The sequence below is a fragment of the Tepidimonas ignava genome, assembly GCF_004342625.1.
In the GTDB taxonomy this organism is placed as follows: domain Bacteria; phylum Pseudomonadota; class Gammaproteobacteria; order Burkholderiales; family Burkholderiaceae_C; genus Tepidimonas; species Tepidimonas ignava.
Window position 1 is genome coordinate 36,102 of sequence record NZ_SMAH01000001.1, and the last position, 17,765, is coordinate 53,866.

The following is a 17,765-nucleotide window of genomic DNA, read 5'->3' on the forward strand; positions in this document are numbered from 1 at the left end:
TTCACCACGGGGCATCGCCCGCACGCGAGGGGGCAGCGGCGTCGGGCGCGGCAGGTTCGGGGGTGGCGCTGTCGGCGCGTTGCGGCGCGCACTGGCTGTAGCCACTGAGCACCCCCACCATCTGGCCGTAGATGCGCGGGTTGGCGGCCATGCATTCGCGCGTTTCCAGGAAGTCCGGCTCGCCGGTGAAGTTGCCGACCAGACCACCCGCTTCGGTGACCAGCAGCGCCCCCGCGGCGACATCCCATGGGCTCAGCCCCATTTCAAAAAAGCCGTCGGTGTAGCCCGCCGCCACGTAGGCCAGGTCCAGCGCCGCCGAGCCGGGGCGGCGCACCCCAGCTACACGCGGCAGCATGTCACCGAACATCTTCAGGTAGGTCTGAAAGGCATCGCCGGGGCGGAACGGAAAGCCGGTGCTGAGCAGGCAGTCGCGCAACTGCGTGCGCTTGGCCACGCGGATGCGGCGGTCGTTGAGGAACGCGCCGCGCCCCTTGCTGGCGGTGAACAGGTCGTTGCGTGTGGGGTCGTAGACCACCGCCTGCTCCAGCCGCCCGTCGACCATCAACGCGATGCTGACGCAGTACACCGGAAAGCCGTGGATGAAGTTGGTGGTGCCGTCCAGCGGATCGATGATCCAGGTGTAGGCTTTGCCGCGCCCCTTGCCCGGGCGGCGGCCCGATTCCTCGGCCCAGATGCCGTGCTCGGGGTACGCCCCCAGCAGCGTATCGATGATGGCCGCCTCCGCCGCGTGATCCACCTCGGTGACGAAGTCGTTGGTTTGCTTGGCGCCGACGCGCAACCCTTCGAGGTCGAGGGAGGCACGGTTGATCAGCGCGCCGGCGGCGCGGGCGGCCTTGACGGCCACGTTCAGCATGGGGTGGAGGTGGGCGGTCATCGAAGCGGTGGGCAAGAACGGCCATGGGGCTGCGCGATGGCAGCGACAATAAGGCACCTGATTGTACCCGCCGCCCATGAACGACGCTGCTCGCCCGTCCCAGCCCCTGACCCGCTTCGTGCTCGTCGAGCCCAGCCACGCCGGCAACGTGGGCGCCGTGGCGCGCGCGCTGAAGGTGATGGGCTTTGACGACTGGGTGTTGGTGCGGCCGCGCTGGCGCGACGTGCTGCAGCGGCCCGAGGCGGTGGAGCGCGCCAGCGGCGCCACCGACCTGCTGGCCCAGGCACGCATCGTGACCACGTTGGACGAAGCGCTGCAGGGCATCAGCCACGTGTGCGCCACGGCGATGACGCCGCGTGACTTCGGCCCGCCGGTGGCCGCGCCGCGCCCCCACCTGGAGGCGTTGGCACCACGGCTGCGTGGCGGGGCCGAGCAGGGGGTGGCGTTCGTTTTTGGGCCGGAGCGCTACGGGCTGGCCAACGCCGATGTGTGGCGCAGCCACGTGTGCCTGCGCATCCCCACCGCGCCGGACTACGGTTCGCTGAACCTGGCCGCGGCGGTGCAGTTGATCGCCTACGAATGGCGCCTGGCGTTGGGCGGTTTTGAGCCGGCGCCCGCGCCCGTCGGACCGCCGCGCGAACCGGTGGCCGACGCGGCCGCGGTCAGCGGGCTGTTGGAGCACTGGCGCGAAGCGTTGCTGGCCGTGGGTTATTTGGACCCGGCCAGCCCCAAAAAATTGATGGCGCGGCTGCGCCTGCTGGTGCAGCGCGCCGCCCCCACGCCCAGCGAAGTCCACATCCTGCGCGGGGTGGCGCGCGCCGTGCTGCGCGCGCTGCAACAGCGCAACGGCTAAACTGCGCCCCATGCCTGTGCAGCTGCTGCGCCACGTGCGCGACGACATCGACGCCATTTTGGAGCGTGACCCCGCGGCCCGTTCGCGCTGGGAGGTGCTGACCTGTTACCCGGGGCTGCACGCGTTGTGGCTGCATCGGCTGGCGCACGCGCTGTGGCGGCGCGGCTGGCGCTGGCTGGCGCGCTGGATCTCGCACTGGAACCGCTGGTTGACCGGCATCGAAATCCACCCCGGCGCGCGCATCGGGCGGCGCGTGTTCATCGACCACGGCATGGGGGTGGTCATCGGCGAGACCGCCGAAGTGGGCGACGACTGCACCATCTACCACGGGGTCACGCTGGGCGGCACCTCGCTGTACAAAGGCACCAAGCGTCACCCGACGCTGGGGCGGGGGGTCATCGTCGGCGCGGGCGCCAAGATCCTGGGCGGCTTCGAGGTGGGGGATGGGGCCAAGGTCGGCAGCAACGCGGTCGTGACCAAGCCCGTGCCGGCCGGGGCCACCGCGGTGGGCAACCCGGCGCGCATCATCCTGGCCGACGCCGATGCGCGGCGCGAGGAGGCCGCCGCCCGCATGGGGTTTTCCGCGTACGGGGTGACGCAAAGCGACGACCCGCTCAGCCAGGCGCTGCGCGGCCTCATCGACAACGCCGCCGGCCACGAACACCAGATCGCGCTGCTGTGGCAGGCGATCGAAAAGCTGGCGTGCGCGCAGCGCGGCGCGTGCCTGCCGCCCGATGCTGCACGCACCGAGCACTTCGAGGCCGACAAACTCAGCCAGTTGCTGGGTAAGTGACCGCAGCACGAACGGCTGGCGGCAAGTCTACTCGTTGGGCGTGCGCCGCTGCGCCGACTTGGGCCGAAACGCGACGCACACCTCGGGCCGGGTTTCGAGGTAAGGCCCGCCGATGAGGTCGATGCAGTAGGGCACGGCCGCGAAAATGCCGTGCACCACGGGGCGGCCGTCGCCGTCTTTGAGACCTTCTAACGTCTCGGCGATCGACTTGGGCTGGCCCGGCAGGTTGATGATCAAGCTGCGGCCCCGAATGACCGCCACCTGGCGCGACAAAATGGCTGTCGGTACGAAGCGCAGGCTGATCTGGCGCATCTGCTCGCCAAACCCCGGCATTTCTTTGTCGGCCACGGCCAGCGTGGCTTCGGGCGTGACGTCACGTGGCGCGGGGCCGGTGCCACCGGTGGTCAGGATCAAGCTGCAGCCATGCCGATCGGCCAGCTCCACCAGTGTGGCGCTGATGGTGTCGCGCTCGTCGGGGATGAGCCGCTCGACAAACGTGATGGGGTTGTGCAGCGCGCGCGTGAGCCAGTCGCGCAGCGCGGGCAGACCTTGGTCCTGGTACACGCCCTGGCTGGCGCGGTCGCTGATGGAAACGATACCGATGGTGACGGGGTCGAACATGGGTGGCTGATGAGGGCTCAGGTCAGACGGCGGCGGCGTGGTGAGCGTCCAGCGCAGCGCGCACATGTTGGAACAGCTCGCGCCAGGCGCGGCCGTGGCGGGTGGGCTGTCCCGGACGATCGGGGTCGGAGGGGGTGTCCGCGAGATCCTTGCGCGCCTGACGGATCAGCGCCCGCAAGCGTTGCCAGTCGGCCTCGGGTTCGATGGCACGCCACGCGTGCAGCGCCTCGTCGCTGGCCACCAAGCGCTCGCGCCACTGCTCGGCTTCGTGCAGCCGCGCGGTCTGGACGGCGCTGCCGCGGTGCTGCTCGTCCAGCGCCGCTTGCACCGCCGCCACCTGCTCGTCGTCCAGACGGCGCATCAGCTTGCCAATGTACTGCAGCTGGCGGCGGCGCGCTTCGAACGCGTCGATGCGCCGTGCCTCGGCCAGGGCCTGCAGCAAATCTTCGGGCAGGCCCAGGCGTTGCAACGCCGCTGCGCCCAGCCCCAGCAACCGCTCGCCCAGCGCCTGGCGCTCGGCGCTGAGGCGCTTGAGGTCGGTTTTGCTGTGCTCGGCGTCCCACTTGGCGGCGCGCTTGAGCTCGGCGTCCTCTTCGCTGCCGTAGGCGACGAAGCGTCCGCGGACAAAATACCCTTTGGGCGGCTTGCGTGGCATGGCCGGTATCATAGCCGTCGGCATGAAAGCATCCAAACCCTCTCCACGAGCGCGCCGCGGGGCGCAAGGTTTTCAGTTCACCCAGGCCGAGTTCGAGGCACTGGCCGACGTGGCGCTGCAGCACGCGCGGCGGCTCGGTGTGGCCGACGCCGCCGTCGAGGTTTCGGAAGGCGCGGGCTTGAGCGTCAGCGTGCGCTGCGGCGCGCTGGAAAACGTGGAGCGCAACCGCGACAAGGCGCTGGCGGTCACCGTGTACTTGGGCCAGCGGCGTGGTCACGCCTCGACGTCCGACTTTTCGGCCGAGGCCATCCGTGCCACCGTGCAGGCGGCGTACGACATCGCCCGCTTCACGGCCGAGGACCCATGCGCCGGCTTGCCTGACGAGATTGACGTGGCCAACGACCACCCCGAGCTGGAGCTGTTTCACCCTTGGCCGATCGACGCCGAACAGGCCGCGGAGCTTGCGCTGCGCTGCGAGGCGGCCGCCTTCGCCGTCAGCCCCCTGATCACCAACAGCGAGGGTGCATCGGTGTCGGCGCAGCAATCGCACTTCTGGGCCGAACACATGCGCGGCGGGCAGCGGCGCCGGCAGGGCATTTTTTACGGCGGATACGCCAGTTCGCGCCACAGCCTGTCGGTGGCGCCGATCGCCGGCAAGGGCGACGCCATGCAGCGTGACCATTGGTACACCTCGCAGCGCAACCCGGCGCAGCTCGCCAGCCCCGAAGCGGTGGGGCGCTACGCCGCCGAACGGGCGCTGGCGCGCCTGCGGCCACGCAAGATCGCCACCACCGAGTGCCCGGTGCTGTTCGACGCGCCGCTGGCGGCGGGGCTGCTTGGGGCCTATGTGCAGGCCACCAGCGGCGGTGCGCTGTACCGCCGCGCCAGTTTTTTGCTCGACAGCCTGGGCCGGCAGGTGTTCGCCGCGCACATCGACATCGACGAGGACCCGCACATCATCGGCGCCAAGGGCAGCGCGCCGTTCGACGACGAGGGTGTGCGCACCGTGGCGCGCACCGTGGTGTCTGGCGGCTGCGTCAAGGGCTACTTCCTCAACACGTACTCGGCGCGCAAGCTGGGGCTGCGCACCACCGGGCACGCGGGTGGCTCGCACAACCTGCGGCTGACCAGCCGCCTGACCCGGCCCGAGGACGACCTGCCGGCCATGCTGCGCAAGCTGGGCCGTGGTCTGTTCGTCACCGAGCTGATGGGGCAGGGGGTCAACCTGGTCACCGGTGACTATTCGCGCGGGGCGGCGGGTTTTTGGGTCGAAGACGGCGTCATCGCCTACCCGGTGCAGGGCATCACCATCGCCGGCAACCTCGCCGAGATGCTGCGCGGCATCGTCGCGGTGGGGGCGGACGTGTACAACCTGGGCAGCAAATACGTGGGCTCGGTGCTGATCGAGCGCATGAAGGTCGCGGGCAACTGAAGCGCCGGATCCGTCAGGGCAGGGGGGCGGCGTGCACCATCAGGCTGTCGCCAAGCAGACGCTGCGCCACGGTGGCGACCGTGGTGGGATCGCCACTCGTCAGCAGTGGCAGCGTCGCGGTGCGCCCATCGGCGCGGCGCAAGGCGCCCGCCGCCTGTAGGCGCCGCTGCAGCTCGCGCGCCACGGCCGGCGCCGGATCGAGCACCTGCACGCCGGGGCCGGCCACGCGCTCAATCACAGGGCGCAAAAACGGATAGTGGGTGCAGCCCAGCGCGAGGACGTCGGCACCGGCTTGCACCAGCGGGCCGACGACCTCGGCCACCATCCGCTCGGTCTCGGGTCCGTCGAGCCGCCCCTGCTCGACGCGCTCCACCCAGCCCGGGCAGGCCTGGGCCAGCACGCGCACCCCGCCGCCGTGCTGCTCGATCAAGCGCGCCAGCCCCGCGCTGCGCACGGTGTTGCGGGTGGCCAGCACCGCCACGGTGCCGCTGCGCGTGGCAGCCACGGCGGGCTTGACGGCCGGCTCAATGGCCACAATGGGCCAATCCGGGTGCCGCGCGCGCAGCGCACCGATCGACAGCCCCGTGACGGTGTTGCACGCCACCACAGCGGCTTTGCAGCCGGCGCGCCGCAGCGTGTCCAGGCAATGCTCGGCACGGGCTTGCACGTAGGCTACCGGCTTGTCGCCGTAGGGGGCGTGACCGGAGTCGGCCACGTACAGCAGCCGCTCGACCGGCAACAAGGCGTGGAGGGCGCGCAAGACCGACAGCCCGCCCACGCCCGAGTCGAACACGCCGATCGGGGCGTCGGCGTCGATAGTGGCTTGCGCCATGGGCTGGCCGCTGCGCTCAGCGGGGTTGCAGCGCCGCCTTGACCGCGGCCGACACCTGCGCCATGTCGGCCTGGCCGGCCAGTTCGGCCTTGGCCACCGCCATGACCTTGCCCATGTCGGCCGGTGTCAGGGGGCGACCCAGCTCCGCACCCAGGTGCGTGACGATGCGCGCCACCGTCTCCGCCACCGCCTGCGCGTCCAAGCGCGCCGGCAGGTAGGCCTGCAGCACCTCGGCTTCGGCGCGCTCGCGCTCGGCCAGATCCTGCCGCCCGGCCTGTTCGTAGGCCGCGATCGAGTCCCGCCGCTGTTTGAGCAGCTTGTCCACCACGGCGATGACGCCGGTGTCGTCCAGCGTGACGCGGTCGTCGACTTCACGCTGCTTGATGGCCGCCAACAGCAGACGGATCGCGCCCAGACGCGCGCTGTCCTTGGCACGCATGGCGGCCTTCATGTCGTCCTGGATACGTTCCTTGAGGGTCATGCCGACCTCCGGGGGCTCGGGAACCATGGAAACAGCCCGCCAAAGCGTCCTTTGGCGGGCTGCTGGGGTTGAGCACCGTCTGTGGCGCGGTGGACGCAGGCTGCGCGCGGGATCCCGGGTGCGCGCGCCGCGCTGCCGCCACGGTGGCGTCGGTCAGTACAGGCGCTGCGGCAGTTGCATCGAGCGCACCCGCTTCAGGTGACGCTTGATGGCGGCGGCGCGCTTGCGCTTGCGCTCGGCGGTGGGCTTTTCGTAGAACTCGCGCGCGCGCAGCTCATTGAGCAGGCCGAGCTTTTCGATCGTGCGCTTGAAGCGGCGCAGGGCAACGTCGAACGGTTCGTTTTCTTTGACGCGGATGGTGGTCATTGGCCAATGGTTTCCGATGAAGGCCCTGACACCCCGTGGGCTGAACCGTGACGTCCCCCGCACGCGGTGCTTCAGGCCGGACCCCTGCCTTCAGCATCACGGCAGGCAGGGCTTTGCCAGCAAAGACTTTCATTATAGCAACTTTCATCGTGGATGGCATGCATGCGCCCCGGGTCATGGGCACTCCGGGGCGGTAGGGGGTGGTGGGTAGTGTTCGTGACGCGATGGAGGCACCGGTTGGCGTCGAAGACGTGTCCGTCGGCCGCTTTTCCGATGGAAGAATGAGGGAGAGGAAGCTACGCAGGGGTCCTTCGGGGCGGTCGAAAACAGGCTCTCGCGGGGTGCGGTTGTCGCGTTGAGCGTGGCCATCGTGGTCTGGAGTGCAAGGTCTTCGCCGACAGGGCCATGACACGCAACAGGCTATTTGACCGCAAGGTAGATCATCGGCTCCTGGCGTGAGGCGAAAGCCGGCCGGTCGACCGAAGGGCTTGTGCCGTCGCTACGGTTGGAGCCAAGCCTCGTACCGCGCGCGTCACGTCCGGCGGCATGAGCTTGCCTGAGGAGAAGTGCCGCCAGAACGCGAGGAGCGGACAAGACCCGACGCCCCAAGCGGCTGGCCGGGCGGGTATGTGAACACGACGTGATCAGAAGCATCTGCACAAAAGAGATCCGAGGGCCGCGGTTGTGCGGCCTCCGTTGCGTAGCGTTCCCCCGATCCTCTTTCTCTTCTGGTGCGGGATACACCGAAGCGAAGGGCGACCCAGCGGGTGTGCTGTGCGTGCAGTTGGATAGCAACGCTCGCTGGCCGATCTTTGGCCGCCTGCAGTACCCGCCCAGCTGCCCTGTTTTGCACCCCGAGCCGACATCCTCCGCAGGGACCGCAGCGGAGAGCAGCAGACCCCCGCGAAGGTTGGAGAGACAAGCCGTTCCTCAGAACGGGTAGTGGCGCGGCGTGGTCTGGATCGTGATCCAACGCAGCTCGGTGAACTCGTGGATGCCGGCCTTGCCGCCGAAGCGGCCCAGCCCCGAGCCCTTGACGCCGCCAAAGGGCATCTGCGCCTCATCGTGCACCGTCGGACCGTTGACATGGCAGATGCCCGAGTCGATGCGTCGCGCCACGTTGAAGGCACGGGCGATGTCGCCGCCAAAGACGGCCGCGCTCAGGCCGTACTCGTTGTCGTTGGCGCAGGCGATGGCTTCTTCAACCCCGTTGACACGCACGATGGCCTTGACCGGGCCGAAGGTTTCCTCGTGGTAGATCTTCATCGCCGGCGTCACATGGTCCAGCAGCGTGGCCGGCATCAGCGTGCTGTCGGCCTTGCCGCCGCATAGCAGCTTGGCGCCTTTGGCCAGCGCGTCGTCGATCAGTGCGTTGCAGTGCTCCACCGTGTTCATGCCGATCACCGAGCCCAGCACCACCGGCTCGGGCTTGCGCGGGTCGCCCAGCGGCAGGCTCTTGGCCTTGTCCACAAACTTCTTGACGAAAGCGTCGGCGATCTTCTGGTCCACGATGATGCGCTCGGTGGACATGCAGATCTGTCCGCTGTTGGCAAAGCAGCCAAAGGCCGCGGCATTGACCGCGTCGTCGATGTCGGCGTCATCCAGGATGATGAGCGGCGCCTTGCCGCCGAGCTCCAGCACCACGGGCTTGAGGTACTTGGCGCAGGTCATCGCGATGATCCTGCCCACGCGCGTCGAGCCGGTGAAGTTCACGCGCCGCACCGCCGGGTGCGCCACCATGGCCTCGACCACCGCGCCTGCATCGGCCGGGGCGTTGGTGATGTAGTTCACCACGCCGGGTGGGAAGCCCGCGTCCTGCATGGCCTCGATGATGAGCGCATGCGTGCGCGGGCAGTTCTCCGAGCCCTTGAGGATCACCGTGTTGCCGCAGGCCAGCGGGGTGGCGATGGCCCGCACGCCCAGGATGATGGGCGCGTTCCACGGCGCGATGCCCAGCACCACGCCCGCGGGCTGGCGCACCGCCATGGCCAGCGAGCCCGGCACGTCGGACGGAATCACCTCGCCGGCCACCTGGGTGGTCAGCGCGGCGGCCTCGCGCAGCATGCCGGCGGCCAGCATCACGTTGAAGCCGGCCCACATCGCGGTGCCGCCGGTCTCCGCGCCCACGGCCTCGACGAACTTGGGCGTCTTGGCCTCCAGCGCGTCGGCGGCCTTGAGCAGCAGCATGCGCCGCTCGGTCGGGCCGGTCTGGCTCCAGGTCTTGAAGGCTTCAGCCGCGGCATCGCACGCCATCACCGCATCGGCCGGCGAAGCCGCCGGCGCGCGCGTGGCCACCGTGCCATCCAGGGGGTTGCGCCGCTCGAAGGTGGCACCGCGCTCGGCCGTGACCTTGAGGCCGTTGATCAGCATGGACATGTCGGACATGGGGTTCTCCTTGACGGTGTCGTGTCGCGCTAGCAAAAAAGTGGGTCAGATCGTTAGACGGTGGCGCTTTTGCGGCGGCGCGCAACGGCATCGGCGGCGGTGGTCTTGTCCACATCGTCGGCGCCGAGGTAGGCCTCACGCACAACGCTGGAGCGCTCCAGCAGCCGCGCCGGGCCACTGGCCACCAGTGCGCCGCGCTCCAGCACATAGCCGCGGTCGGCCACGGCCAGCGCCTTCTTGACGTTCTGCTCCACCATCAGCACGGTGGTGCCGTTGTCGGCGATGCGGCGGGCGATGGCCAGCAGCTCATCGACCATCTTGGGTGCCAGGCCCAGCGAAGGTTCGTCCAGCATCAGCAGGCGTGGCGCGCTCATCATCGCGCGCGCCACCGCCACCATCTGTTGCTCGCCACCGCTCATGGTGCCGGCCAGCTGGTGCGCGCGCTCGCGCAGCTTGGGAAAGTCGGCCAGCACCTGCTCGATGCGGCGCGCGCGCTCGTGCTTGTCGCACAGCCAGCCGCCGAGCTCCAGGTTTTCCAGCACCGTCATCTGCGGGAAAAGCTGCCGGCCCTCGGCCACCAACGTGACCCCGGCCTTGACGATTTCGTGCGTCTTCTCCGGCAGGTCGTCGCCGTCGAGCAGCACGATGCCCTGGCGCGGGATCAGGCCCATGAGCGCCTTCAGCAGCGTGGTCTTGCCCGCGCCGTTGGGGCCCAGGATCACGGTCAGGCCGGGCTTGACCTCGAAATGCAGATTGCGCAGCACCAGAAAGGCGCCGTAGCCGGCGCTGAGGTTGCGCACCTTCAGATGGGCCTGCTGCGGCCCGCCCAGCACGAAGGGCGTCTCGCGGTACCACATCATGCGGCCGCCTCCTCGTGCTCGTGCAGCGGCTGCTCGCCCGGGGGCACCATCTCATCGCCCAGGTAGGCTTCGATGACCTCGGGGTTGCGCACCACGTTGTGCGGCGTGTCGTCGGCGATCTTGCGCCCCTGGTGCAGCACGATCACGCGCTCGACGTGGCGCAGCAGCGTGGTCACGGCGTGCTCGATCCAGATCACCGTCAGATCCAGCTCGTCGCGCAATCGGCCGATCAGCCGCGCCATCTCCTCCACCTCGGCCTCGGTCAGGCCGGCGGCCACCTCATCGAGCAGCAGCAGCCGCGGCCGCGTCGCCAGCGCCATGCCGATTTCCAGCAGACGCTGCTGCGACGGCGTGATGGCCGACGCCGGCAGCTCGGCCTGCGAGGCTAGGCCGATCAGCTGCAGGATGCTGCGCGCATCGCGCAGCGCCCAGGGCACGCCGAGTTCCTCGCCCCAGAGCAGGTATTTGCGGCGGCGCCGCCCGGCAAACCTCAGGCCGAACTCAATATTGGCGATGACCGGCATGTCACCGAACACGCGCGGCGTCTGAAACGTGCGCGCCACGCCATGGGCGGCAAAGCGGTGCGGCGCGCGGCCGGTCAGGTCATGGCCCTGGCACAGCAGCCGGCCCGCGGTGGGCACCTGCACGCCCGAGATGGCGTTGAAGAACGTGGTCTTGCCGGCGCCATTGGGGCCGATGATGCCCACCAGCTCCCCCGGAGCAAAGTGGGCACTGACGCCATCGACCGCCGTCAGGCCGCCGAAGCGCACCGTGATGTTGTGCGCTTCCAACAAGGCGTTACGATGCGGCTCAGACAAGGTAGCTCTCCTTTTCGCGGCGGCGCGCACGCTGTTTTTCGCGCTCTTTCTCGCCGCTGTACTCGCGCCGCCATTCCTTGGCCCAGTCACGTGTGTCGTGCCACCAGCTCTTGACGGTGGCCCAGCGCAGCGAGGCCAGGCCGCCCGGTAGGTACAGCACGCACAGAATCAGCAGCAAGCCCAGCGCCATCAGGTAGATCTGCGGAAACTGCAGCCGCAGCGACTCGGCCAGCACGCTGAAGATGATGGCCGCAATCAACGGGCCCCACAGCGTGGTGACGCCGCCGATCAGCGTGATCAGCACGGTCTGAAAACCGATGAAGGGGTTGAACACGGTGTGCGGATCGATGTAGGTCCAGCGCACCGCCATGGCCGCGCCCACCGCGCCGGCAAAGGCCGCCGTCAGCGCAAAGCCGGCGGTCTTGATCAGGCGCGCATTCACACCCAGGGTCTGGGCGCGCTGCTCGTCGGCGCCGATGCCCAACAGCGCCAGACCAAAGCGGGTGCGCCGCGCCACGATCGACACCGCCACCGCCAGCACCGCCAGCACCAGCACCGTCAGATAGATCACCTGGTTGTCCGGAATCACCGTCAGCACCCGCCCCACGGTGCCCGTGACCGATTTCTCGAAATAGGTCACCGCGTGCAGGATGAGCTCGGTCATGCCAAACGTCAGCACCGCGAAATAGGTGCCACGCAGGTGCAGCACCGCCGCGCCCATGACAATGGCCACCAGCACCGCGATGCCCGCGCCGATGGCGATGGTCTCGACCCAGCCGAATGACCCCAGCAGGATGGCCGTGGTGTAGGCACCGATGCCGAAGAAAGCCGAGGTGGCCAGCGAGAGGTAGCGTGTGCTGCCGCAGAACAGCCCCCAACTGGAAGACAACGCCACATACATCAGGCAGGTCAGCGCCATCGAGGTGACGAACTCGCTGGCGTAATGCGGCAGCGCCAGCGCCCAGCCGGCAAAGGCCAGCAGCACCAGCAGGTCACGGATCAGGATCTGGCGGGAACTCATGCTTTGCGTGTCTTGCGGGTAAACAGCCCTTCGGGCCGCAGCAGCAGCACGGTGATGAACACCGCGTACGACAACAGCGCCTTGAGTGAGGGGTTGGTGAAGTGCATGCCCAGTGCCTCGATCACCCCCAACAGCAAGCCGCCGACGAGCGCGCCGCCCATGCTGCCAAAGCCGCCCAGCGTGATTACGATGAGCGCCGTCACCGTGTACGGCTGGCCCATGTAGGGCGTGATCGTGTAGGCCATGGACAGCAGCGCGCCGGCAATGCCAGAGAGGCCCATGCCGATGCCGAACATCAGCGGATGCAGCTTTTTGGTGTCGATGCCCATGAGCTGCGCGCCCACGGTCGACTGCATCAACGCGCGTACGCCCTTGCCCAGCAGCGTCAAGCGCAGCAGCACGATCAGTGCGACGCTAAAGAGCAGCGCCAGCACGAACACCAGCAGCTTGTTGGCCGCGAACTGCATGGGGCCGATCTTCACCGGCTCGGTCAGGTAGTCATAGCCGCGCAGGTCGCCGCCCCACATCCAGGACACGAAGTTCTGCACCAGGAACATCAGGCCAAACGCCACCATCAGCCCGCGCGCCTCGAACACATCCAGGTTGGGCGAGGTGGCAGCAAGCCGGCGAAAGCACAGGAAGTGCACCACCACGCCCAGCACCATCAGCGCCACAAAAGCCACTGGCAGCATCAGCAGCGGCGACAGGCCGAACTGCGTATGCACCAGCCAGGTCAGGTAAGCGCCAACCATGAGGAACTCCCCATGGGCGATGTTGAGGATGCGCATCAGCCCGTACTGCAAGTTCAGGCCCAGGGCCACCAGCGCATAAACGCCGCCAGTGATCAGGCCGGAGGCAATCAGTTCGAGCCAGGCTGTGAAGGACATGGTTATGGATGTATCGAAGTCCAATCGACAGGACATCTGCCGCCGCGCAAGGGCAGCCACGGGCCCTTGGCCTGCGGCGGCGGCCGTGGTGGCTTACCAGGCCGGCTTGCTGATCAGCGTGGCCGTGGCGAGTTTGGGCGGCCAGACCACCTCGAACTCGCCCTTTTGCCACTGACCCACGGTGCCCGGCGTGCCCACGTTCTCGCTGCCTTCGAAGCGGATGTCGCCCAGGATGGTCTTGTGGGTGTTGTTGGCCACGTAGTCGCGAATGGCCTTGCGGTCCAGACCGTGGGCCTTGACGGCGTTGGTCAGGATTTCCAGCGCCGCCCAGCACGCGCCGCTGGCCCAGCGGTCCGGCTCCTTGCCGCCGAACTTCTTGGTGTGGGCCTCGAAATAGGCCTTCGCGCCCGGGCTGGACTTGCTGTTCCACGAGCCCATGCCGAGCACCCCCTCGGCGCTGGCGCCCATGACGTTGCGGTAAAGCTGGAAAGCCGTGCCCACCGAGGCGTAGAAGAACTTCGGGTTGAAGCCGATCTCCTTGGCCTGGCGGCTGGCCAGGATGGTGTCCGGCGGATAGGTGAAGCCCACGAAGGCATCCGGGTTCTTGTCCTTGATCGAGCGCAGCACCGGCGAGAGGTCCTTGACGCCGCCGGGGTAGCTCTTGTCCTCGATCATCTGGATGCCCGAGCCCTGCAGCGCCACCTTCAGCGCCGCATAGTTCTCCAGCCCGAACAGGTCATCCACATAGATGCAGGCCAGGGTCCTGCAGCCGTTGGCCTTGAGCAACTCCACCAGCGCCTCGGTCATGGGCTTGGGCTGCTGCAGCATCAGGAAAAAATAGGGCAGCTTCATCTCGATCAGCCGCTTGGACAGGGCCGTGGGCGCCAGGAACGGATATTGGTAGCGGTTGGCCAGCGGAGCCACGGCAAAGTTGGCGTTCGAGCCCCAGGGCGGCAGGATCAGATCCACCTTGTCGCTGCCCATCAGCTTTTCGTAGGAGCGCACACAGGTCTCGATGTCGCTGCGGTCGTCCGAGCTGATCAGCTCGATCGGGCGGCGCACGCCCTTCACATCCAGCCCGCCGGCGGCGTTTTGCTGCTCGGCCCACAGCAGGTAGTTCGGCTCCTGGCTGACCTGCGCCCCACCGGTCCAGGGGCCGGTTCGGGCAATCGCATAACCGACACGCACCGGCGCCTGATTCGCCAGCAGGTGCGGCGCAAAGGCCGCTGCCCCCACGGCGGCGGCCGTTCCCTTGATCAGGGTGCGTTTGGATTGTTGAACCATGGTGTCTCCAGTAGGCTGTGGTTGGTTTGGGTGATGGCGCAACAATGCTAGAAAACCTCAAGCGGCGCGGCTTTACTCAACGTGCACAAAGTAGTTGACGAAATCTGCATGAGCATTAGGGTTTACCCGGGATCCGGCTTGGATTTGGCCCGCGGCCGTCCCATAATGGGCCAATCAACAGTGCCGCACCCTTCCACATGAACCTTGTCGAAACGCTCAGCACCGATGCCCTCGCCCCGAGCGAGCGCGCGCCGCTGTGGCGAGAGTGGATCTGGAAGCACTTTGGTGGGTTGGAGTCGGACTTTTACGGCGACACCGATTTCGACGGCTGCATGAGCAGCGTGCGTGCGGGCGACGTCATCCTCACGCAGCTTGAGGCCAATCGCCATCGCGTGGTACGCACGCCCGACATGGTGCGCAAGAGCGCCGAGGGCTACCTCAAAATCGTCGCCCCCGTCAGGGGGCGCGCAGGCGTTGAGCAGATGGGGCGCCAGGCCTGGGTTGGTCCAGGGAGCTGGACCATCTACGACACCACCGGCAGTTACGCGGTGGGCAACCCTGAGCGGGTCCAGCATCTCATTGTCATGCTGCCCAAGGCGCAAATGCTGGCGCGCGGCCTTCGGCTGGAGCCACTGATGGCGCGGCCCGTAGGCGCCAGCAGCGGTATTGCACGTGTGGCGCTGACGACCATGCGCAGCACCTTTCAGGAACTGCCCAACATGAGTGCGGATGCCGCGCGCGGTGCCGGCGAGCTGATCATACAGCTGGTGCATTTGTCGCTGCTGGAACTGGCCGGGCAACAGACTCAGCTGACCCAGCGCGAGGCGCTGAAAGACCGCATCCGTGCCTATGTGGCCCTGCATTTGCGTAACCCAGCGCTGTCAGTGGAGCAAATTGCGCGCGCGCTCAACTGCAGCTGCCGCCACCTCTACAACGCTTTTGCGGACGAGGACGAAACTTTGGCGCAGTACATCCAGCGCCAGCGCCTGCAGGCCTGCATCCGCGAGCTGCAGGCCAGCCCGTCCACACGGACCATCACTGACATCGCCTTGTCCTGGGGCTTCAACAACGCCTCGCACTTCAGTCGGGTGTTTCGGGAGCACATGGGTAAAAGCCCCAGCGAATTCCGCGCCGAGTCGCTGGCTGAACCGCTGCGAGAAGCGGGTACGCTTCTTACACACAGAAATTGGAACCGTGATCAGCAAGAGGTTCAACCGTTGTCCCGCACGGCGCCAACGTGTCGTTCGGACGGTGCAAGAGCTCCGGGTTGAGCCCCCGGCGTGCTGCGGCCCCCGGTGGGCTCCATGGCCGCCACAATCGGCCGCGTGCCCAAGGTCCTCCACGACACGGCCAATCAGCAAAGGATCGTCGTGGTTCATGGAAGTGGGCACAGGGCAGCGGCTCCACATGAGGGCCTTCGAGCTCGACGTCAAATGGCTGCGCCCCGTCACCGGGCTCTGCAAGCTGGCTTGCGCGTTTTTTCACCAGCATGGGTAGCGTGCTTTCGCGCAGGTCAGATCAACCGCCGTTCGAGGAGCCGTCATGCGCCCAGGAACCCGTACCACTCCCCGTACGGGGCTAAGGCCATTTGGCACGTGCCGAACCCTGGCCCTGCTGTGCGCGTGGCAGCGATTGCCCAGCGTCGGCGCACCCCCGAGTGGGGCAGTGCATGCGTCCAACGGGAGGTCGGGCTGAACCGCCTTTGTTCAACGGGTGTGGTTCGCCTACGAACTGGTCAACGAAGGGCCAACAGGGCGGGGGTGTCGATGAACCGGGAGGGCATCGGAGGGGCGCGCCGCACGTTCGGTTGGTTGATGGGGTCGCCCAGGTCTTCGAGGGCGCTTACGGGGCAAGACCGCACGAACCGAGGCGCCAGACGGGGTAACGCCGTGATCGCTGAGGCTGGAGCGGTTTGAGCAGGTGTCTGGGGGGCCACCCTTACGGCGGTTGAAGCCCATGGGGTATATTGTGCGGAAAGCGCTGGGGCAAGCTTCCTGCATCGATTGGTCCAGAGGACCCAAGGCGAAGGTCTCAACGTAAACAAGACAGCAGCCTCCTCAACCGCCGAGGCGTTTCAAGTCCATGTTCGAATCTGCTGAGATTGGCCATCGTCTGGACCGCGCCACGTACAAGGCCCAGGTGCCCGCGTTGCGCGCGGCGTTGTTGCAGGCCCAGTACGAGCTGCTGCAGCGTGCCGACCGTGCGGTGTGCATCCTGATCAACGGGGTCGACGGGGCAGGCCGCAGCGAAACGGTCAACACCCTCAACGCCTGGATGGACCCACGCCATATCCGCACCGAGGCGTTCGACCCGTTGCGGGACGAGGAGCGCCGCTGGCCCGAGATGTGGCGCTTTTGGCAGGTGTTGCCGCCCAAGGGCCACATTGGCATCTTGTTTGGGTCGTGGTACACCGATCCCATCCATTGCCGGGTGCAGGGGCGCGACGACCGGCAACGCTTTGCGTTGCGGCTGGAGCGCATCCGGCGCTTCGAGCGCATGCTGGTCGCCGAGGGGGTGGTGCTGGTCAAGTTCTGGTTCCATCTGTCGAAAAAGGCGGTCAAAGCCCGCTACAAGGCGTTGGCGGCGGATCCGCGCACGGCATGGCGCATCGGACCGCGCGAAAAGGCGCACCTCAAACGCTACGATGCCTTCATCGACGCGGCCGACGAAGCGCTGCGCAGCACCAGCCTGGGCGAGGCGCCCTGGATCGTCATTGATGGCAGCGACGACGCCTACCGAGAGGTGACCGCGGGGCAGCACCTGCTGACGGTGCTGCAGCACCGGCCGCCTCCGGCGCCGGCCCCCGTGCCCGTGCCCCCGGCGGTGCTGGAGCTGCCGGCGCGTCCAGCCAGCCTGTTGCACGCGTTCGACTACGGCCGCAGCCTGACGCAGCAGCGCTACGAACGCCAGTTGGCCCGCTGGCAAGGCGAGCTCAATCAGCTCAGCCGCCACCCGGGGCTGCGCAAACGCTCGCTCGTCGTGGTGTTCGAGGGCATGGACGCGGCGGGCAAGGGCAGCACGATACGGCGTTTGACGGCGGCGTGGGACGCGCGGTTTTACCGCGTGGTGCCGGTGGCGGCGCCGAACGAAAACGAGCGTGCGCAACCGTACCTGTGGCGCTTTTGGCGCTACATCCCTCCCCACGGCAAGGCGGTCATCTTCGACCGGTCCTGGTACGGTCGGGTGTTGGTCGAGCGCGTCGAGGGGCTGTGCGGCGAGGCCGACTGGATGCGCGCGTACGGCGAGATCAACGCCTACGAGGAGGAGTTGGCCGAGGCTGGGGCGATCATCGTCAAGTTTTGGCTGGCCATCACGCCCGAGGAGCAGCTGCGGCGCTTTCGCGAGCGCGAGAACACCCCGTACAAGCGCCACAAGATCACGCCCGAGGATTGGCGCAACCGCGAAAAGTGGCCTCAGTACGAACGCGCCGTGGAGCAGATGGTGGACCGCACGTCGACCCGCGTGGCGCCATGGCACATCGTGGCCAGCGACGACAAGCGTTGGGCGCGCGTCGAGGTGCTGCGCACGCTGACGCGCCGGCTACGGGTGGCGCTGGACGACGAAGCTTGAGACCGGCGCGCT

17 protein-coding genes are annotated in these 17,765 nt (G+C 67.8%); 5 read left to right on the plus strand and 12 right to left on the minus strand.

What is annotated here, in order from left to right; translation table 11 throughout:
• Nucleotide 1: 1 nt before the first annotated feature.
• On the minus strand, nucleotides 2-895 hold the full coding sequence (locus EDC36_RS00185; protein ID WP_132961248.1) for an inositol monophosphatase family protein: 894 nt from the start codon (nucleotides 893-895) through the stop codon (nucleotides 2-4).
• 76 nt (nucleotides 896-971) lie between these two features.
• Here EDC36_RS00185 and EDC36_RS00190 point away from each other — a divergent pair, with 76 nt between their 5' ends.
• Nucleotides 972-1,748 (plus strand): RNA methyltransferase, encoded by a 777-nt coding sequence (locus EDC36_RS00190; protein WP_132961249.1) that lies wholly within the window; start codon nucleotides 972-974, stop codon nucleotides 1,746-1,748.
• A gap of 10 nt (nucleotides 1,749-1,758) precedes the next feature.
• Nucleotides 1,759-2,541, plus strand: a complete 783-nt coding sequence (cysE, locus tag EDC36_RS00195; RefSeq protein WP_390616613.1) for a serine O-acetyltransferase — start codon at nucleotides 1,759-1,761, stop codon at nucleotides 2,539-2,541.
• A 27-nt stretch (nucleotides 2,542-2,568) separates the two neighbouring features.
• Here the strand turns inward: cysE and mog are convergent, their stop codons facing one another.
• Together mog and yjgA are read right to left on the minus strand one after the other, a co-directional pair.
• Entirely contained in the window at nucleotides 2,569-3,162 is a 594-nt protein-coding gene (gene mog / locus EDC36_RS00200; RefSeq protein ID WP_132961250.1) for a molybdopterin adenylyltransferase, read from the minus strand.
• 22 nt (nucleotides 3,163-3,184) lie between these two features.
• Nucleotides 3,185-3,817 (minus strand): ribosome biogenesis factor YjgA, encoded by a 633-nt coding sequence (yjgA, locus tag EDC36_RS00205; RefSeq protein WP_132961251.1) that lies wholly within the window; start codon nucleotides 3,815-3,817, stop codon nucleotides 3,185-3,187.
• A 22-nt stretch (nucleotides 3,818-3,839) separates the two neighbouring features.
• Here yjgA and pmbA point away from each other — a divergent pair, with 22 nt between their 5' ends.
• Complete coding sequence (gene pmbA / locus EDC36_RS00210; RefSeq protein WP_132961252.1) at nucleotides 3,840-5,249, plus strand: metalloprotease PmbA; 1,410 nt, start codon at nucleotides 3,840-3,842, stop codon at nucleotides 5,247-5,249.
• A 13-nt stretch (nucleotides 5,250-5,262) separates the two neighbouring features.
• Here pmbA and murI read toward each other — a convergent pair whose 3' ends face one another.
• From murI to EDC36_RS00255, 9 genes are all read right to left on the minus strand, one after another.
• Entirely contained in the window at nucleotides 5,263-6,081 is an 819-nt protein-coding gene (gene murI, locus EDC36_RS00215; protein ID WP_243646406.1) for a glutamate racemase, read from the minus strand.
• Between the two features lie 16 nt (nucleotides 6,082-6,097).
• A complete protein-coding gene (locus EDC36_RS00220; protein ID WP_132961458.1) occupies nucleotides 6,098-6,562 on the minus strand; it encodes a GatB/YqeY domain-containing protein in 465 nt (154 codons plus the stop codon).
• Between the two features lie 153 nt (nucleotides 6,563-6,715).
• Entirely contained in the window at nucleotides 6,716-6,928 is a 213-nt protein-coding gene (gene rpsU, locus EDC36_RS00225) for a 30S ribosomal protein S21 (RefSeq protein WP_132961253.1), read from the minus strand.
• A gap of 930 nt (nucleotides 6,929-7,858) precedes the next feature.
• Nucleotides 7,859-9,313 carry an aldehyde dehydrogenase gene (locus tag EDC36_RS00230; RefSeq protein WP_132961254.1) on the minus strand — a complete coding sequence of 485 codons (1,455 nt, stop codon included), beginning with the start codon at nucleotides 9,311-9,313 and terminating at the stop codon, nucleotides 7,859-7,861.
• Nucleotides 9,314-9,366: 53 nt separating this feature from the next.
• Nucleotides 9,367-10,173 (minus strand): ABC transporter ATP-binding protein, encoded by an 807-nt coding sequence (locus tag EDC36_RS00235; protein WP_132961255.1) that lies wholly within the window; start codon nucleotides 10,171-10,173, stop codon nucleotides 9,367-9,369.
• Nucleotides 10,170-10,991: an ABC transporter ATP-binding protein gene (locus EDC36_RS00240; RefSeq protein ID WP_243646407.1), complete on the minus strand. Its 822-nt coding sequence runs from the start codon at nucleotides 10,989-10,991 to the stop codon at nucleotides 10,170-10,172. Before EDC36_RS00240 ends, EDC36_RS00235 begins: the two co-directional genes overlap by 4 nt.
• Nucleotides 10,984-12,012, minus strand: coding sequence for a branched-chain amino acid ABC transporter permease (locus EDC36_RS00245; protein WP_132961256.1), 1,029 nt, complete (start codon nucleotides 12,010-12,012; stop codon nucleotides 10,984-10,986). The genes EDC36_RS00240 and EDC36_RS00245 overlap by 8 nt, the downstream gene beginning before the upstream one ends.
• Nucleotides 12,009-12,899: a branched-chain amino acid ABC transporter permease gene (locus EDC36_RS00250; protein WP_132961460.1), complete on the minus strand. Its 891-nt coding sequence runs from the start codon at nucleotides 12,897-12,899 to the stop codon at nucleotides 12,009-12,011. The genes EDC36_RS00245 and EDC36_RS00250 overlap by 4 nt, the downstream gene beginning before the upstream one ends.
• A 93-nt stretch (nucleotides 12,900-12,992) precedes the next feature.
• Nucleotides 12,993-14,183, minus strand: coding sequence for an amino acid ABC transporter substrate-binding protein (locus EDC36_RS00255; RefSeq protein ID WP_132961257.1), 1,191 nt, complete (start codon nucleotides 14,181-14,183; stop codon nucleotides 12,993-12,995).
• 197 nt (nucleotides 14,184-14,380) lie between these two features.
• Between EDC36_RS00255 and EDC36_RS00260 the strand changes: the two genes are divergently transcribed.
• Nucleotides 14,381-15,454, plus strand: coding sequence for an AraC-like ligand-binding domain-containing protein (locus tag EDC36_RS00260; RefSeq protein ID WP_132961258.1), 1,074 nt, complete (start codon nucleotides 14,381-14,383; stop codon nucleotides 15,452-15,454).
• A gap of 811 nt (nucleotides 15,455-16,265) precedes the next feature.
• Entirely contained in the window at nucleotides 16,266-17,753 is a 1,488-nt protein-coding gene (gene pap / locus EDC36_RS00265) for a polyphosphate:AMP phosphotransferase (RefSeq protein ID WP_132961259.1), read from the plus strand.
• Nucleotides 17,754-17,765 lie beyond the last annotated feature (12 nt).

What these genes read in the sequence shown, in the direction of transcription:
- mog (WP_132961250.1), bottom strand. Translation starts at nt 3,162, where the DNA reads ATGTTCGACCCCGTCACCATCGGTATCGTTTCCATCAGCGACCGCGCC.
- EDC36_RS00230 (WP_132961254.1), bottom strand. Translation starts at nt 9,313, where the DNA reads ATGTCCGACATGTCCATGCTGATCAACGGCCTCAAGGTCACGGCCGAG.
- EDC36_RS00260 (WP_132961258.1), top strand. Translation starts at nt 14,381, where the DNA reads ATGAACCTTGTCGAAACGCTCAGCACCGATGCCCTCGCCCCGAGCGAG.
- EDC36_RS00245 (WP_132961256.1), bottom strand. Translation starts at nt 12,012, where the DNA reads ATGAGTTCCCGCCAGATCCTGATCCGTGACCTGCTGGTGCTGCTGGCC.
- cysE (WP_390616613.1), top strand. Translation starts at nt 1,759, where the DNA reads ATGCCTGTGCAGCTGCTGCGCCACGTGCGCGACGACATCGACGCCATT.
- EDC36_RS00235 (WP_132961255.1), bottom strand. Translation starts at nt 10,173, where the DNA reads ATGATGTGGTACCGCGAGACGCCCTTCGTGCTGGGCGGGCCGCAGCAG.
- EDC36_RS00185 (WP_132961248.1), bottom strand. Translation starts at nt 895, where the DNA reads ATGACCGCCCACCTCCACCCCATGCTGAACGTGGCCGTCAAGGCCGCC.
- pmbA (WP_132961252.1), top strand. Translation starts at nt 3,840, where the DNA reads ATGAAAGCATCCAAACCCTCTCCACGAGCGCGCCGCGGGGCGCAAGGT.
- EDC36_RS00190 (WP_132961249.1), top strand. Translation starts at nt 972, where the DNA reads ATGAACGACGCTGCTCGCCCGTCCCAGCCCCTGACCCGCTTCGTGCTC.
- EDC36_RS00255 (WP_132961257.1), bottom strand. Translation starts at nt 14,183, where the DNA reads ATGGTTCAACAATCCAAACGCACCCTGATCAAGGGAACGGCCGCCGCC.
- EDC36_RS00220 (WP_132961458.1), bottom strand. Translation starts at nt 6,562, where the DNA reads ATGACCCTCAAGGAACGTATCCAGGACGACATGAAGGCCGCCATGCGT.
- rpsU (WP_132961253.1), bottom strand. Translation starts at nt 6,928, where the DNA reads ATGACCACCATCCGCGTCAAAGAAAACGAACCGTTCGACGTTGCCCTG.
- pap (WP_132961259.1), top strand. Translation starts at nt 16,266, where the DNA reads ATGTTCGAATCTGCTGAGATTGGCCATCGTCTGGACCGCGCCACGTAC.
- yjgA (WP_132961251.1), bottom strand. Translation starts at nt 3,817, where the DNA reads ATGCCACGCAAGCCGCCCAAAGGGTATTTTGTCCGCGGACGCTTCGTC.
- murI (WP_243646406.1), bottom strand. Translation starts at nt 6,081, where the DNA reads ATGGCGCAAGCCACTATCGACGCCGACGCCCCGATCGGCGTGTTCGAC.
- EDC36_RS00250 (WP_132961460.1), bottom strand. Translation starts at nt 12,899, where the DNA reads ATGTCCTTCACAGCCTGGCTCGAACTGATTGCCTCCGGCCTGATCACT.